Annotated in this window: 15 protein-coding genes and 2 riboswitches; of the genes, 8 read left to right on the top strand and 7 right to left on the bottom strand. The window is 68.0% G+C overall.

All coding sequences use genetic code 11. The features are described from left to right. Positions 1 to 162 precede the first annotated feature (162 nt). Genes rfbC through rfbB form a run of 4 tightly spaced genes read right to left on the bottom strand, consistent with a single transcriptional unit; the run spans position 163 to position 3,604 of the window. Positions 163 to 711 carry a dTDP-4-dehydrorhamnose 3,5-epimerase gene (gene rfbC / locus RZE79_RS03455; protein ID WP_319359027.1) on the bottom strand — a complete coding sequence of 183 codons (549 nt, stop codon included), beginning with the start codon at positions 709 to 711 and terminating at the stop codon, positions 163 to 165. Further along, the gene (rfbA, locus tag RZE79_RS03450; protein ID WP_319359026.1) at positions 708 to 1,595 is read right to left on the bottom strand and encodes a glucose-1-phosphate thymidylyltransferase RfbA; all 888 of its coding nucleotides are present in this window, start codon (positions 1,593 to 1,595) and stop codon (positions 708 to 710) included. The genes rfbC and rfbA overlap by 4 nt, the downstream gene beginning before the upstream one ends. Before the next feature lie 42 nt (positions 1,596 to 1,637). Then, positions 1,638 to 2,528, bottom strand: coding sequence for a dTDP-4-dehydrorhamnose reductase (gene rfbD / locus RZE79_RS03445; RefSeq protein ID WP_319359025.1), 891 nt, complete (start codon positions 2,526 to 2,528; stop codon positions 1,638 to 1,640). Next, positions 2,525 to 3,604: a dTDP-glucose 4,6-dehydratase gene (rfbB, locus tag RZE79_RS03440; RefSeq protein WP_319359024.1), complete on the bottom strand. Its 1,080-nt coding sequence runs from the start codon at positions 3,602 to 3,604 to the stop codon at positions 2,525 to 2,527. Before rfbB ends, rfbD begins: the two co-directional genes overlap by 4 nt. A gap of 118 nt (positions 3,605 to 3,722) precedes the next feature. After that, a riboswitch (glycine riboswitch) is annotated at positions 3,723 to 3,812 on the top strand. A gap of 44 nt (positions 3,813 to 3,856) precedes the next feature. Continuing rightward, a riboswitch (glycine riboswitch) is annotated at positions 3,857 to 3,963 on the top strand. 91 nt (positions 3,964 to 4,054) lie between these two features. Between rfbB and RZE79_RS03435 the strand changes: the two genes are divergently transcribed. Beyond that, on the top strand, positions 4,055 to 5,356 hold the full coding sequence (locus RZE79_RS03435; protein ID WP_319359023.1) for a D-amino acid dehydrogenase: 1,302 nt from the start codon (positions 4,055 to 4,057) through the stop codon (positions 5,354 to 5,356). 19 nt (positions 5,357 to 5,375) lie between these two features. Here RZE79_RS03435 and RZE79_RS03430 read toward each other — a convergent pair whose 3' ends face one another. From RZE79_RS03430 to RZE79_RS03420, 3 genes are all read right to left on the bottom strand, one after another. After that, complete coding sequence (locus tag RZE79_RS03430) at positions 5,376 to 6,656, bottom strand: FIST C-terminal domain-containing protein (RefSeq protein WP_101488545.1); 1,281 nt, start codon at positions 6,654 to 6,656, stop codon at positions 5,376 to 5,378. Between the two features lie 49 nt (positions 6,657 to 6,705). Next, complete coding sequence (locus RZE79_RS03425; protein ID WP_319359022.1) at positions 6,706 to 7,488, bottom strand: PhaM family polyhydroxyalkanoate granule multifunctional regulatory protein; 783 nt, start codon at positions 7,486 to 7,488, stop codon at positions 6,706 to 6,708. 64 nt (positions 7,489 to 7,552) lie between these two features. Next, complete coding sequence (locus tag RZE79_RS03420; protein ID WP_153280771.1) at positions 7,553 to 8,974, bottom strand: PLP-dependent aminotransferase family protein; 1,422 nt, start codon at positions 8,972 to 8,974, stop codon at positions 7,553 to 7,555. Between the two features lie 121 nt (positions 8,975 to 9,095). On the opposite strand from RZE79_RS03420, the gene RZE79_RS03415 reads away from it, so the two are divergent. The 7 genes from RZE79_RS03415 to RZE79_RS03385 are packed head-to-tail and all read left to right on the top strand — an operon-like array spanning position 9,096 to position 14,459. Continuing rightward, a complete protein-coding gene (locus RZE79_RS03415) occupies positions 9,096 to 9,695 on the top strand; it encodes a LysE family translocator (protein WP_319359021.1) in 600 nt (199 codons plus the stop codon). After that, entirely contained in the window at positions 9,692 to 10,642 is a 951-nt protein-coding gene (locus RZE79_RS03410; protein ID WP_319359020.1) for a DMT family transporter, read from the top strand. Before RZE79_RS03415 ends, RZE79_RS03410 begins: the two co-directional genes overlap by 4 nt. A gap of 11 nt (positions 10,643 to 10,653) precedes the next feature. Then, positions 10,654 to 11,061 (top strand): VOC family protein, encoded by a 408-nt coding sequence (locus RZE79_RS03405; RefSeq protein ID WP_319361080.1) that lies wholly within the window; start codon positions 10,654 to 10,656, stop codon positions 11,059 to 11,061. 54 nt (positions 11,062 to 11,115) lie between these two features. Further along, positions 11,116 to 12,309 (top strand): PLP-dependent aminotransferase family protein, encoded by a 1,194-nt coding sequence (locus RZE79_RS03400; RefSeq protein WP_319359019.1) that lies wholly within the window; start codon positions 11,116 to 11,118, stop codon positions 12,307 to 12,309. A 14-nt stretch (positions 12,310 to 12,323) separates the two neighbouring features. Further along, entirely contained in the window at positions 12,324 to 12,947 is a 624-nt protein-coding gene (locus RZE79_RS03395; RefSeq protein ID WP_319359018.1) for a DJ-1/PfpI family protein, read from the top strand. 25 nt (positions 12,948 to 12,972) lie between these two features. Beyond that, complete coding sequence (locus tag RZE79_RS03390; RefSeq protein WP_319359017.1) at positions 12,973 to 13,611, top strand: LysE family translocator; 639 nt, start codon at positions 12,973 to 12,975, stop codon at positions 13,609 to 13,611. Between the two features lie 14 nt (positions 13,612 to 13,625). Beyond that, a complete protein-coding gene (locus tag RZE79_RS03385; protein ID WP_319359016.1) occupies positions 13,626 to 14,459 on the top strand; it encodes a PhzF family phenazine biosynthesis protein in 834 nt (277 codons plus the stop codon). Positions 14,460 to 14,475: the final 16 nt, after the last annotated feature.

Raw genomic sequence — 14,475 nt, 5'->3', positions numbered from 1 at the left:
TCATGAAAATTGATGCGCTTCCTCGCGTTCACACGCTCAGGCCTCTGTCCGTCGATCGAATGCGCATGGGGCCGGAGTCATTCAGTTCACTCCATCAGAAGCAACTCACATTCACAGGCAGCGGGAATATTTCAAATGCAGCAAGAAGACAAAAAATTCTTCCTACTCGAAGACATCCGCCACTTGAAGCGATTTGCCTTCGGCATCCTTCTTGGACAACTGCGGCGCCATGCCGATGTCGGGCCATGCGATCTGCAGGCTCGCGTCGTTCCAGGCGATGCATCGCTCGTGCTCCGGCGCGTAGTAGTTGGTCGTCTTGTACAGAAAGTCCGCAGATTCCGTGAGAACGAAGAATCCGTGCGCAAAGCCCGGCGGAACCCACAGCTGCCGGTGATTGCCTTCGCTCAACTCCGCGCCCACCCAACGCCCAAAGGTGGGCGAAGAGCGCCGTATGTCGACAGCTACGTCGAACACCGCGCCTCGCACCGCACGCACCAACTTTCCTTGGGCTTGCTGGACCTGATAGTGCAAACCCCGCAGCACGCCCTTGGACGACCTTGAGTGGTTGTCTTGAACGAAGTCAACCTTCGACCCGACCGCTTCTTCGAAGGCACGCTGATTGAAGCTCTCGTAGAAAAACCCTCTGGCATCGCCGAAGACTTTCGGCTCGATGATCAAAACGTCGGGAATCTCGGTTTGGATGACATTCACGAGCGCACCTGTTCAGCCAGCAAATGGTTCAGGTACTTGCCGTAACCGTTCTTCTGCAACGGTGCGGCCAGCTTCTCAAGCTGTTCGCGATCGATGAAGCCATTGCGCCAAGCAATCTCTTCAGGGCACGCAATCTTCAGCCCCTGCCGATGCTCCAGCGTCGCAATGAACTGCCCCGCTTCGAGCAGGCTTTCATGCGTACCCGTATCCAGCCACGCATAGCCGCGCTGCATGATCTGCACATTGAGCTGGTTGAGGTCCAGATACGCCTGATTGACCGCCGTGATTTCCAACTCGCCGCGCTCGCTGGGTTTCACCGCCTTCGCGATGTCGACCACCTGGTTGTCGTAGAAGTACAGACCCGTCACGGCATAGCTGCTCTTGGGCTTGACGGGCTTCTCTTCGATGCTGCTGGCCTTGCCGCTGGCATCGAAGGCCACCACGCCGTAGCGCTCGGGGTCGTGCACGTGGTACGCGAACACGGTCGCACCGCTCTGCTTCGTATCGGCGTCCGACAGCAGATGCACCAGGTCATGCCCATAGAAGATGTTGTCCCCCAACACCAGCGCGCTCGGCGAATTGCCCACGAACTTCTCACCGATGATGAAAGCCTGCGCCAGCCCATCGGGACTCGGTTGCACCGCGTACTGCAGGTTCATGCCCCACTGGCTGCCATCACCCAGCAGCTGCTGGAAGCGCGGCGTGTCCTGCGGCGTGCTGATGATCAGGATGTCGCGCATGCCGCCGAGCATCAGGGTGCTCAGCGGGTAATAGATCATCGGCTTGTCGTACACCGGCAGGAGCTGCTTGCTCATGGCGAGCGTGGCCGGGTGCAGGCGGGTGCCGGAGCCACCGGCGAGGATGATGCCTTTGCGTTGCGTCATGGGGGTTTTCTTCTGTAGGGAGCCGGAAAAATCAGTCGGGCGTCAGAGCGTCTCGCGCAGCATGCGCGCGACGCCTTCCTGCCAGGGCGGCAGGCGCAGGCCGAAGGTGGTCTGCAGCTTGGTGGTGTCGAGCCGCGAGTTGTGCGGGCGCGCCGCGGGTGTCGGGAAGGCGCTGGTGGGCACGGCTTCCACGGCCTGCGGGCCGGCCTTGAGTTCGACGCCAGCCTGCTGGGCCATCTCGAGCACGAAGCGCGCGTAGCCATGCCAGCTGGTCTCGCCGCCTGCAATGGCGTGGTACAGCCCGGCCTTGGTCGGGTCTTGCAGCGTGGCGCGGATGGCGTGCGCCGTGATGTCGGCCAGCAACTCCGCGCCGGTCGGTGCGCCGAACTGGTCGTCAATGACCGTGAGCTTGTCGCGCTCCTTGGCCAGGCGCAGCATGGTCTTGGCGAAGTTGCCGCCGCGTGCGGCGTAGACCCAACTCGTGCGGAAGATCAGGTGCTTCGCGCAATGCTTGGCGACCAGTTGCTCGCCTTCGAGCTTGGTCTGGCCGTACACGCTGAGCGGGCCGGTCGCGTCGTCTTCCTTCCAGGGCTTGGTGCCACTGCCGTCGAAAACGTAGTCGGTGGAGTAATGCACCATCAGCGCGCCGATCTGCTGCGCGGCCTCGGCCACCACGCCGGGCGAGGTGGCGTTGAGCTTGCGCGCAAAGTCGGGCTCGCTTTCGGCCTTGTCGACGGCGGTGTGCGCGGCGGCATTGACGATGACGTCAGGACGCACGGCCCGCACCGTCTCGGCCAGCTGCTCGGGACGGCTGAAGTCGGCGTGGAAGTCGGTGCTGTCGAAATCCAGCGCGACCAGTTCGCCGAGCGGCGCGAGGCTGCGCTGCAGCTCCCAGCCGACCTGTCCGCCCTTGCCAAGCAGCAGCAGCTTCATGCGCCGGCCTTCGCCGTCGTGGCGTCGTATTGCTTTTCGACCCACTCGCGGTATGCGCCGCTTTGCACGTTGCGCACCCACTCGCCGTTCGCGAGGTACCACTCGACGGTCTTGCGAATACCGGTGTCGAAGGTCTCGGCGGGCTTCCAGCCAAGCTCGGCCTCGAGCTTGCGTGCATCGATGGCGTAGCGGCGGTCATGGCCCGGGCGGTCCGTGACGTAGGTGATCTGTTCCTTGTACGGCTTGCCGTCGGCGCGCGGGCTCAGCTCGTCGAGCAGCGCACACACGGTGTTGACGATCTCGATGTTGGGCTTCTCGTTCCAGCCGCCGACGTTGTAGGTTTCACCAAGCCGGCCGGCTTCGAGCACGCGGCGGATGGCGCTGCAGTGGTCCTTCACGTAGAGCCAGTCGCGCACCTGCATGCCGTCGCCGTACACGGGCAGGTTCTTGCCGGCCAGTGCGTTGACGATCATCAGCGGGATCAGCTTCTCGGGGAAGTGGAACGGGCCGTAGTTGTTCGAGCAGTTGGTGGTGACCACCGGCAGGCCGTAGGTGTGGTGCCAGGCGCGCACGAGGTGGTCGCTGGCGGCCTTGCTGGCCGAGTACGGGCTGTTGGGCTCGTACTTGTTCTCTTCGGTGAAGGCCGGGTCGGTCTTGGAGAGCGAGCCGTAGACCTCGTCGGTCGACACGTGCAGGAAGCGAAAGGCCGCCTTCTGGTCGGCCGGCAGCGCATTCCAGTAACCGCGCACCGATTCAAGCAGGCGGAAGGTGCCGAGCACGTTGGTCTGCACGAAGTCTTCGGGGCCGTGGATCGAGCGATCGACGTGCGATTCCGCGGCAAAGTTCACGACTGCGCGGGGTTTGTGCTCGGCCAGCAGGCGATCGAGCAGTGCGCTGTCACCGATGTCGCCTTGCACGAAGACGTGGTTCGCGTTGCCCTTGAGCGACGCGAGGGTCTCGAGGTTGCCTGCGTAGGTCAGCTTGTCGAGGTTCACGACGGGCTCGTCGCCCTGCGCGATCCAGTCGAGCACGAAATTGGCGCCAATGAAGCCTGCGCCGCCGGTAACCAGGATCATGAAGTCCCCCGCCTGTAGAAAAAAGTTTGCTTTACGCGAAATTAACAGTCAATTATCCCATCGGCGTGACGTGCCTATGTACAGGACTTGGCCCGGTCAGAGGCCCCGTCTACAATCCCCAACAATTGCAGGAGAGCGGGCCTCACGGAGGCCCTACCGAAGGCGCAAACTCCCATAAACGCTCAGGTCGGCCCGACGAAGTTCCAGGTGCAAACAAGGAACATCGGCAAGGGGTCAGTACTGCACTCATCGATACAGCCGTCTGGAGAGCCGCCACGCCATGTGGCGCACCGAAGGAGCAAACCCGCTGCGGGTGCAGCAGGGTGAATCTCTCAGGTACCGAGGACAGGGGGAGCGGCAACTTGGACAGCGGTCGTCCGGTTGCTTGCTATTCATTCAATAGCACTCCACGCCCGCCGTTCAAGCGCTGCAAACTCAAAGGTACTTGCAATGCGTGTGATCGTTCTCGGCGCCGGCCTGCTCGGCGTGACGTCGGCCTACTACCTCCAGCAACTCGGTCACGAGGTGACCGTGATCGACCGGCAGGCCACCCCGGCCGCCGAAACCAGCTTCGCCAACGGCGGCCAGATCTCGGTCAGCCATGCCGAACCGTGGGCCAATCCGAGCGCGCCGCTGAAGGTGCTGCAATGGCTCGGCAAGGAAGATGCGCCGCTGCTCTTTCGCATCCGCGCCGACATGCGCCAGTGGCTCTGGGGCCTGCAGTTTTTGCGTGAATGCACCCCCGCGCGCACCCGCCACAACATCGAACAGATCGTGCGTCTCGGTACATACAGCCGGGAAATGTTGCAGCAATTGCGTCGAGACACCGGCCTGAGCTATGACCAGCGCACGCAAGGCATCCTGCACTTTTATACGACGCAGAAAGAATTCGACGGCGCGCTCAAGCCTTCCGAGCAGATGCGCGCCCTGGGCTGCGAGCGCCTGGTGATCTCGGCCGACGAGGCCGTCAAGATCGAACCCGCCCTCGCCCACATCCGCCCGCAACTCGCCGGCGCCACGTACACCGCCGAAGACGAATCGGGCGACGCCAACCGCTTCGCGCGCGAACTCGTGAAGCTGGCCGAAGCGGCCGGCGTGAAGTTCCTCATGAGCCACACCGTGACGGCGCTGCGCGAAGCCGGCGGCAGCATCGACCACATCGAGGCCACCGACAACGAAGGCCGCTTCCAGCGCATCCGCGGCGATGCGTTCGTGCTCGCGATGGGTTCGCTGAGCCCGCTGTACGCCGCGCCGCTGGGCATCCGCCTGCCGATCTACCCGGCCAAGGGCTACTCGGTGACGCTGCCCGTGAAGGACGCATCGAAGGCGCACCAGGTCTCGCTCACCGACGACGAATACAAGCTGGTGTTCTCGCGCTACACATCCGAATCGGGCGACCGCCTGCGGATCGCCGGCACGGCCGAACTCAACGGCTACGACCGCGACCTGAACCGCGTGCGCTGCGAAGCCATCGTGCGGCGCGTCGAAGAACTCTTCCCCGGCGCCGGCGACACCGAGCGCGCGCAGTTCTGGACCGGCCTGCGCCCGGCCACGCCGAGCAACGTGCCGCTGATCGGCAAGACCAAGCTGCCGAACCTGTTCCTCAACACGGGCCACGGCACGCTCGGATGGACGCACGCCTGCGGCTCGGGCAAGTCGATCGCGCGCATCGTGAGCGGGCTCGCACCCGAGGTCGACTTCGCGTTCGCCGGCATGCCGGCCCCAACGCCACGCGCACTGCAGCCGGCCTGAACGCGACCGGCGCCGGACCTCAGTCCGGCGCAGTGAACACCGTCAGCACGCCGGTGTAGCCGTACAGGTGGTGGCGCGCGATTTCGCCGGCGGCGAAGAAGCCGACCAGCGGCACGTCGCCCAGCGCATGCCGCACGATCTGCAGCTCGGCGCCCGGTGCGCCGAAGTGCGGACCGCCGCGGCCCGAGCAGCTCACGTACACCGCGCCCGCGATGCGGCGCGCGGGATGCGGCGCGGCTTCGGCTTCGCCGGCCGCCACGGCGCGTGCGGTGGCCAGCGTCTGCTCTTCGGGCTCGAGCTCTTCGCGGATCTCGGCGCAGATGCGCATCAGGTCGGCGCGTGCCGCCTGCGCGTTGCGGCGGCAGAAACTCAGCCGCATGCCGGCTTCGGCGTTGTCGGCAATCGCGATGCCGCGGCGCGTCGGATCGAGGCCGATGATGTGGCGCACCAGCACGTCGGCACCCAGGTCGCCGGTGCGGCGCAGGCCGTCGCTGCCCGCGTCGGCCAGGCCGACCAGCGTGTTGCGCACTGCGTCGATGGCTTCCTGCGGCCGGTCGAGCGACACCTGCAGGTCGGCCAGCAGCACGTCGAGCGCCGGTTCGCCGTCGAGCGACAGCAGCAGGTTGCCGTCGGCCTCGGTGATCTCGCGCTCGCGCGCACCGCCCGTGCGCAGCGGCTGGCAGCCTTGCGTGACGCGCGACACCAGCCGCACACCCTCGCCGAACACCACGCCCGACAGGCCGCCCGAGAACACACCGCCCGCCGCGCCATGGCCGCGGATGTTGCCGTTGCCGCCGACCGCGAACTGCAGCGCGCCGCCGCGGCCGGACGAGAGCCCGCCGAACAGGTAGCCGGTGTCGGTGCGGCCCGCCATCTCGCCGATGAGCTCGCCCAGGTCGGGCGTGGCCGGGTCGGCGTGCACGAGCGCGGTGTGCGCCTCGAAGCCGCTCATTTCAGAGCTGCCCAGCGGCGCCACGCCCGAGAACACGCGGTACTGGTCGCTGGGCAGCGCGCACAGCATCAGGCTCAGGCCGGGCTCGTCGAAGTACTCGGCGTTGTTGGCCGACACGCCGATGCCGACGGTGCCCGACCAGTCGGTCACCTCGGGCAGCTCGGCACTCAGGTGATCGAGGATTTCCTGCGCCTCGCTCGCGTAGTGGTCGGTGATGTAGAGCAGCCCGAGCGTCGGGTTCGACGCGTAGTCGGGCAGCGCCATCTGCGCGCGCAACTGGGCCAGCACGAGGCCGGCGGCCATGCGCCATTGCGGGTGGGTGGCATGGCCGGTGGGAAACAGTTTCATGGTGCGTACCGACCCGTGCGTCGTCGTCTGAGGAGGTGGCTGTAAGACGTCAGCGCCGGCCGGAGGTTCGCTTGCGCGCGGCGGCGGACGTGGTTTTCTTGCGCGCGGCGGGCGCCGGCGCGGCTTTCTTGGGGGCGGCCTTTTTCGCGGCGGTCTTGGCGGCCGGCTTGCGCGCCGCCGTCACCTTGCCGATGGCCTGCTCCACGGCGTCGGCCAGCGGCTGCGCCATGGCCGGCACCTTGAGCTGCGCCGCGTCCTGCAGCGCCGTGCTCGCGATCTGCTGGAACTGCTCGGTGAGCGAGCCCCACCATTGCATCGGGTCGACGCCGGCAGCGGCAGTGGCTGGCTTGGCGCGCGACTTCTTCTTCGGCGCCGGAGTTTCTTCTTCCGCTTCGTCTTCCTCGGCCTCGTCGAACTCTTCTTCCTCTTCTTCTTCGACGGGCTCCGGTTCAGGCCGGGGTGCGGGGGCCGGCGCGGCAGGAGCCGGCGCAGGCGCCATGGCCGCGGCCTGCTGGGTGAACGCGCTGGCGATGTCTTCCATCCGCACGTTCATGCCGCGCAGGGTCGACAGCGTCATCTTCTGCACCTCGAGCGCCTGGATGGTCGCCTTGAGCGCGTGGCCGTTCTGCTCGAGCCAGTACTGGACCGTCTTCAATTCCTGGATGCGCTTGTCGACCTCTTCGACGCTCATGGTGGGCGCAACCCAGCTGGCGAGACTCGGGATGCCGGGCACCGCCCCGGCGCCCGCTGCGGCACCGCCGGCGAGGTTCTTCAGGAAGTCGAATCCGGGGACGAACTGGCTGAAGTCGAAGGGTTTGCTGGCGTTGCTCATGCGGGAGGTCTCCTGGCGGGGTTTTCTTGTGTTGGCAGCTTACTCCAAGCCCTTCGCGAGCGAATCAGAGCTCGTCCCTGACGCGGCTGAAAACCTTCCAGAACGCCGCGTCCTGCGAGGTCGCGAAGTTGATCCGCATCATCGTGCTCGGCGGGCGCCGCGCATGGAACAGCGAGCCCGGCGCGAGCAGGTAGCCCTGGTCGAGCATGCGTTGCGTGAGCGCGTCGGTGTCGACGCCGGTGTCGACCCAGCCGAACAGCCCGGCCGGCTCCGAGGCGAAGGTGCAGCCGTGCGACATGGCGAGCTTCACTGCGCGGCCGCGCGCACCGTCGAGCCGGATGCGCACGCGCTCCGAATGGCGGCGCAGCTGGCCCTGGTCGATGCACCACGACAGCGCCCGCTCGAACAGCGTGGGCGAGGTCAGCGTGGCCAGCAGCTTGGTCTCGAGCAGCCGCTCTTTCAGCGCAGGCGAAGCGGCCAGGAAGCCGATGCGCCAGTTGGGCGCCAGGATCTTCGCGAACCCGCTGACGTAGATGGTGCGCTGCAGCCCGTCGAGCGCGCTGAGCCGCGTGGCGTGCTCGGGCGCGAGGTGGCTGTAGGTGTCGTCCTCGACGATGTGGAAGTCGTGTTCGTTGGCCAGCTTGAGCACGCGGTGCGCGCTGCCCGGCGTGAGGCTGTAGCCGGTCGGGTTGTGCAGCACGCTCACGCTGACGAAGAGCTTGGGGCTGTGCAGCTTGCAGTACTGCGCCATCACGTCGAGGTCGGGCCCGTCGGCGCGGCGCGGCACCGGCAGGATGCGCATGCCCAGCGCCTCGAGCCGCGCGAATTCCAGCGCCCAGCCGGGCTCCTCGACCATCACCGGATCGCCCGCGCGCAACAGCGTGCGGCTCACGACGTCGAGTGCGTGCGTGGCGCCGATGGTGGTCACGATCTGGTCCGGCCCGGCCGGCACGTTGATGCGCACCAGCTTCTGCGACAGGCTGCGGCGCAGCGCGAGGTCGCCCGAAGGCTCGCCGTATTGCAGCGAGAGTTCCTGCAACGCCGACGTGGTCGTCACGCGGCGCACTGCGGTCGCCAGGAAAGTCGAGGCCATCCAGTCGGGCGGGAACACGCCCATGCCCGGCTGCGGCTTGTCGCTCGGGCGGTGGAACATGCTGCGGATCAGCGAGCTGGCGTCGGCCGGCACGCGCGAGGCCATCATCGGCGGGACCACGGGCGCGGCATGCGCCGGGTTGCGCGAGCTCTCGGGCACGGGCGCCGCGTCGCGCACATAGAAGCCGCGCTGGCGGCGCGCTTCGACGAGGCCTTGTGCAAGCAGCTGGTCGTACGCGGCGACCACGGTGTACGGGCTCACGCCCTGCTGGCGCGCGCATTCGCGCACCGAGGGCAGGCGCGCGCCGGGCGCCAGCAGCCGGTTGCGGATGCGCTCGGCGAGGCGATCGGCCAGCTGCCCGGTCAGGGACTGGGTGGAGGTTCGGGTCAGCATCGGATCGGTCTGCATCGCACGAAGACTGCGGCGTGTGTCGAAGGAATGACCAATACAGATTTCAGATTTGTTCGATCATCTGTACTGGAACTGTAATGGTCCAAAGTTTAGAGTCTGTGACATGAACTGGCAAGAATTCACCGCGCTGCTGGTGCTGGCCACGGCGATGAGCTTCTCGCCCGGTCCCAACACCACGCTCTCCACCGCCCTCGCGGCCAACGGCGGCCTGCCGCGCGCCATGCGCTTCGTGGTCGCGGTGCCGGTCGGCTGGACCTTGCTGCTCGCGATCTGCGCGGCCGGCCTCGGCGCACTGGTGGTGGCGATGCCGCCGCTGCGCCTGGCGATCAAAGGGCTGGGCATCGCCTACCTGCTGTGGCTGGCCTACAAGCTCAGCGGCAGCGCCAAACTCGGCAAGGCCGACAACGCCAGCCTCTCGGTCGGGTTCACGCAGGGCGTGATGCTGCAGTTCGTGAACATCAAGGCCTGGCTGCTGGCGCTCACGCTGGTGGCCGGCTGGATCGCCGGCCAGCCCGACGCGCTCGCGCGCTTCGCCATCGTCGCGCCCGTGATGCTGACCTATGCCTTCGCGAGCAACTTCGCCTATGCGCTGGTCGGCGCACTGCTGCGCGAGTGGCTGGCCAAGGGCACGCGCCTGCTGTGGTTCAACCGCGCGATGGGCCTCGTCCTCGTGCTCACAGCCTGGTGGATGGTGAGCGTATGAAGCTCGCCATAAAAGACGAAACGCTGGGCATGTGGCTCGGCGTGGTGGGCGTCGCGCTGTTCGCCGTCACGCTGCCGATGACGCGGCTGGCCACGGGCACGCAGGACGCCCCGCAGCTGTCGCCGTGGTTCGTCACGCTCGGGCGCGCGGCGCTGGCGGGCGTGTTGTCGGCCATCTTCCTGCTGGTGACGCGTTCGCCGCGCCCGGCGGCGCACCAGTGGAAGCCGCTGGGCATGGCGGTGCTGGGCAACGCCATCGGCTATCCGCTGCTGCTGGGCTACGCGCTGCGCGTGGTCACGGCCAGCCACGCGGCGGTGGTGACGGCGCTGCTGCCGCTGGTCACGGCCGCGGTCGCGGCCTGGGTGCTGCACCAGCGCGCGCGGCTGGGCTTCTGGCTCTGCGCCGTCGCGGGCAGCCTGCTGGTGGTGGTGTTCTCGGTGCTGCGCGCGCAGCAAAGCGGACACGGCTTCGGTTTCGAATGGGCCGACCTGCTGCTGGTCGGCGCGGTCATCGCGGCCTCGGTCGGCTACATCTACGGCGCGCAGGTCACGCCGTCGCTCGGCGCCGAGCGCGTGATCTGCTGGGTCTGCGTGATGGCGCTGCCCGTGACCTTGCCCGCCACGGTCGTGCTGTGGCCGCAGCAGCCCGTGGCCACCTCGGCCTGGGTCGGCTTCACCTACGTCGGCATGTTCTCGATGTGGATCGGCTTCTTCGCGTGGTACCGCGGCCTGGCCCTGGGCGGCGCGCTGCGCGTGAGCCAGACGCAGCTGCTGCAGCCCTTCCTGTCGATCCTCGCGTCGATCCCGTTGCTGGGCGAACCGCTCGACGTGGTGACGCTGGGCTTCGCCGCCGCCGTGGTCGCCACGGTGGTCGTGGGCAAGCGGCTGTCGCAACCGCAGGCCGCGCCCGCTGTGCCGCGCGGCGCCGAGCCGCAGGCCAGGAGCTGACGACGATGACGCTGTTCAGCCATGTCACCGTCGGCTGCACCGACCTGTCACGCGCCGCCGCCTTCTACGACGCGGTGCTCGCGCCGCTTGGCCTCATCCGTCGCCCCGTGACGCCCGACGGCGGCCCCGACGCCGCCTGCTGGATCGTGCCGGGCCAGACGCTGCCGCGCTTCTACGTGTACATCCCGCTGGACGGCGAACCCGCCAGCGCCGGCAACGGCAGCATGGTCGCGTTCTGCGCGCCCTCGCCGCAGGCCGTTCACGCCGCTCACGAGGCGGCCCTGCGCCACGGTGGCCGCGACGACGGCGCGCCCGGGCCCCGCCCCCGCTACGGGCAGGGCTATTACGGCGCGTACCTGCGCGACCCGGACGGCAACAAAATCCATGTCGTGCACCGCGGCGACATTCCGCCGCCCTGACCCCACACTCAGACTCACCTCACCTCTCATCCGCCAGAAAGAAGAAAGCCTCCCATGAACTGGAAACTCGCCGCCCGCGCCGCCAAGATGAATCCTTCGGTGCTGCGTGAAATCCTCAAGGTCACCGAGCGCCCCGGCATCATCAGCCTGGCCGGCGGCCTGCCCTCGCCCAAGACCTTCCCCATTCAGGAATTCGCCGACGCCTGCGCCGAAGTGCTGCACAACGACGGCGCCGCCGCGCTGCAGTACGCCGCCAGCGAAGGCTATGCGCCGCTGCGCCAGGCCGTGGCCGACATGCTGCCCTGGGACGTCGACGCTTCGCAGGTGCTCATCACCACCGGCTCGCAGCAGGGCCTCGACCTCGTGGCCAAGGTGCTGATCGATCCGGGCAGCAAGGTGCTGGTCGAAACGCCCACCTACCTCGGCGCGCTGCAGGCCTTCGGCCCGATGGAGCCGCACCCCGTGGGCGTGGCCAGCGACGACGACGGCGTGGTGGTCGACGACCTCGTGGCCAAGGCCGCCGACGCGCGCTTCGTCTACCTGCTGCCCAACTTCCAGAACCCCACCGGCCGCACCATGACCGAGGCGCGCCGCGCCGCCGTGTCGGCTGCCGCCGCTGCGGCCAATCTGCCGATCGTCGAAGACAACCCCTACGGCGAACTCTGGTTCGACGAAGCCCCACCGCTGCCGCTGGCCGCACGCAACCCCGAAGGCGTGATCTACCTGGGCTCGTTCTCGAAGGTGCTGGCACCGGGCCTGCGCCTGGGCTTCCTGGTGGCGCCGAAGGCCATCTTCCCCAAGCTGCTGCAGGCCAAGCAGGCGGTCGACCTGCACACGCCGATCTTCACGCAGCGCATGGTCTCGGCAGTGATGCGCGACGGTTTCCTCGACCGCCACGTGCCCACCATCCGCGCGCTGTACAAGCGCCAGCGCGACGCGATGATCGCCGCGCTCACGCGCGAAATGGCCGGTCTCGATGTGAAGTTCAACGCGCCCAAGGGCGGCATGTTCCTGTGGGCGCGCCTGCCCGAGGGCATCGACACCGTGACCCTGCTGCCCAAGGCCGTCGAACGCAACGTGGCCTTCGTGCCCGGCGCGCCGTTCTACGCGGGCGAAGGCGATCCGCGCACGCTGCGCCTGTCGTTCGTGACGGCCAGCGTCGAAGAGATCGACACCGCCATCGCCGCGCTCGCGCTCACGCTGCGCGAAGAACTGGCGCTGCTCGCCCCCGCTCCCGCCCTCGCCTGAACCGGTCCACGACCATGCACATCGCCATCCTCACCTTCGACGGTTTCAACGAGCTCGACTCGCTGGTCGCGCTCGGTGTGCTCAACCGCGTGAAGAAGCCGGGCTGGCGTGTGACGCTGGCCTCGCCCAGCGCCACCGTGACCTCGATGAACGGCGTCACGGTGCATGCCACCGCGACGCTCGAATCGGCTTGCGAGGCGGGCGCGGTGATCGTCGGCAGCGGCATCCGCACGCGCGAGATCGCCGCCGATGCGGGCCTGATGGGCGTGCTGCGCGGGCTCGACCCGTCGCGCCAGCTCATCGGCGCGCAATGCTCGGGCACGCTGCTGCTCGCCAAGCTCGGCCTGCTGGGCACCGTGCCGGCCTGCACCGACCTCACGACCAAGCCGTGGGTGCAGGAGGCCGGCATCGAGGTGCTCAACCAGCCCTTCTTCGCGCAAGGCAACGTGGCCACCGCGGGCGGCTGCTTCTCGGCGCCCTACCTCGCGGCGTGGCTCATCGCGCGCACCGAAGGCCTCGAGGCCGCGAAGAGCGCGCTGCATTACGTCGCGCCGGTCGGCGAGAAAGACGACTACGTGGCGCGCGCGATGCGCAACATCGAGCCGTACCTGCAGACGCAGCAACGGGCCACGGCCTGAATCCACTGATCCACGGAACACGGACATGATCGGACTCGCAACCCTCTCGCTCTTCCTGCTCGCGGTGCTGGCGCTGTTTCTGTCGCCCGGCCCGAACATGGCCTTCGTGATGTCGCACGGCGTGGCGCATGGCCCGCGCGGCGGCTTCGCGGCAGCGGTCGGCATCTCGGCGGCCGACCTGGTCCACACGCTGTTCGCGGCCACCGGCGTCACCGCATTGGTCGCGGCGTGGCCGCCCGCCTTCGACGTGCTGCGCTACGCGGGTGCGCTGTACCTGGTCTGGCTCGCGGTGCAGGCACTGCGCAGCGGCGGCGGCTTTCGACCCGGCGCGCAGGCGCAGCCGGCCGGCTTCGGCCGCATCGTGCGCATGGCGCTGCTGAACAACCTCGTGAATCCGAAGGCGCTGCTGTTCTTCATGGTCTTTTTGCCGCAGTTCGTCGATCCGTCGCACGGCAGCGTGCCGCTGCAACTGGTGCAGCTCGGCGTGGTGCTGTCGCTCGCCGCGCTCGCGTTCAACACGCTGCTGGGCGCCTGCAGCGGACAGGTCGGCCGCTGGCTGCAGCAACGCCCGGGCGCCGAAAAATTCCAGCGCAGCCTGCTCGCCGCCGTGATGCTGGGGCTGGCCGTGCGCCTGCTGTTCCTCGACCGGCCGGCACCGCGCTGAAAGCGAGTCTCCTCATGAACGTCTTGAAGATCGCAGCCTTCTCGGAGGGACAGACTGGCGGCAACCCCGCCGGTGTCGTCATCGGCGATGCGCTGCCGTCCGCCGCGCAAATGCAGGCGGTGGCCGCGGACGTCGGTTTCTCCGAGACCGCCTTCGCGGCGCCCATCGACGGCGGCTGGCGCGTGCGCTACTTCTCGCCGCAGTCCGAAGTGCCGTTCTGCGGCCACGCGACCATCGCGCTCGGTGCCGCGCTCGCACTGCGCCACGGCGACGGCGTGTTCGCGCTCACGCTCAACCAAGCTGAGATCACGGTCGAGGGCCGACGCGAAGGCAATGTGATTGCCGCCGCCTTGCAATCGCCGCCCACGCGCAGCGCGCCTGCAGCGCCCGAGCTGGTCGCCGAGGCATTGGCCCTCTTCGGCTACGCGCCCAGCGACCTCGACGCACGCATTCCGCCCGCCGTGGCCCACGCGGGCGCGAACCATCTGGTGCTGGCACTCCACAGCCGCCAGGCCCTGTCTGCGATGCGCTACGCGCTGGAAGCCGGCCGCGCGCTCATGCAGCGCGCCGAGCTGACGACCATCGTGCTGGTCCACGCAGAAAGCGCTCAACGCTTTCACACACGCAATCCGTTTGCCTCGGGCGGCGTCTACGAAGACCCAGCCACCGGCGCCGCGACGGCCGCGCTCGCAGGCTACCTGCGCGACCTCGGGTGGCCCCACGGGGGCGCCATCGACGTGGTGCAGGGCGAAGACATGGGCATGCTGTCGCGCCTGCATGCCGACATCTCGCCGGTGGCGGGCAGCTCGGTCCGCGTGTCGGGCACGGCACGCGTCATGGCCGCCTGAGCCCCCCTCAGCCAAC

Origin of the sequence: Variovorax sp. EBFNA2 (assembly GCF_033802765.1) — a bacterium.
Classification (GTDB): domain Bacteria; phylum Pseudomonadota; class Gammaproteobacteria; order Burkholderiales; family Burkholderiaceae_C; genus Variovorax; species Variovorax paradoxus_H.
The sequence above is the reverse complement of the archived record's forward strand: the minus strand, read 5'-3'. Positions and strand labels throughout refer to the sequence as shown.

Excerpts from the sequence above, each read along its gene's own strand:
- rfbA (WP_319359026.1), bottom strand. The coding sequence starts at position 1,595 with ATGACGCAACGCAAAGGCATCATCCTCGCCGGTGGCTCCGGCACCCGC.
- rfbD (WP_319359025.1), bottom strand. The coding sequence starts at position 2,528 with ATGAAGCTGCTGCTGCTTGGCAAGGGCGGACAGGTCGGCTGGGAGCTG.
- rfbB (WP_319359024.1), bottom strand. The coding sequence starts at position 3,604 with ATGATCCTGGTTACCGGCGGCGCAGGCTTCATTGGCGCCAATTTCGTG.
- RZE79_RS03435 (WP_319359023.1), top strand. The coding sequence starts at position 4,055 with ATGCGTGTGATCGTTCTCGGCGCCGGCCTGCTCGGCGTGACGTCGGCC.
- RZE79_RS03430 (WP_101488545.1), bottom strand. The coding sequence starts at position 6,656 with ATGAAACTGTTTCCCACCGGCCATGCCACCCACCCGCAATGGCGCATG.
- RZE79_RS03425 (WP_319359022.1), bottom strand. The coding sequence starts at position 7,488 with ATGAGCAACGCCAGCAAACCCTTCGACTTCAGCCAGTTCGTCCCCGGA.
- RZE79_RS03420 (WP_153280771.1), bottom strand. The coding sequence starts at position 8,974 with ATGCTGACCCGAACCTCCACCCAGTCCCTGACCGGGCAGCTGGCCGAT.
- RZE79_RS03415 (WP_319359021.1), top strand. The coding sequence starts at position 9,096 with ATGAACTGGCAAGAATTCACCGCGCTGCTGGTGCTGGCCACGGCGATG.
- RZE79_RS03410 (WP_319359020.1), top strand. The coding sequence starts at position 9,692 with ATGAAGCTCGCCATAAAAGACGAAACGCTGGGCATGTGGCTCGGCGTG.
- RZE79_RS03400 (WP_319359019.1), top strand. The coding sequence starts at position 11,116 with ATGAACTGGAAACTCGCCGCCCGCGCCGCCAAGATGAATCCTTCGGTG.
- RZE79_RS03395 (WP_319359018.1), top strand. The coding sequence starts at position 12,324 with ATGCACATCGCCATCCTCACCTTCGACGGTTTCAACGAGCTCGACTCG.
- RZE79_RS03390 (WP_319359017.1), top strand. The coding sequence starts at position 12,973 with ATGATCGGACTCGCAACCCTCTCGCTCTTCCTGCTCGCGGTGCTGGCG.
- RZE79_RS03385 (WP_319359016.1), top strand. The coding sequence starts at position 13,626 with ATGAACGTCTTGAAGATCGCAGCCTTCTCGGAGGGACAGACTGGCGGC.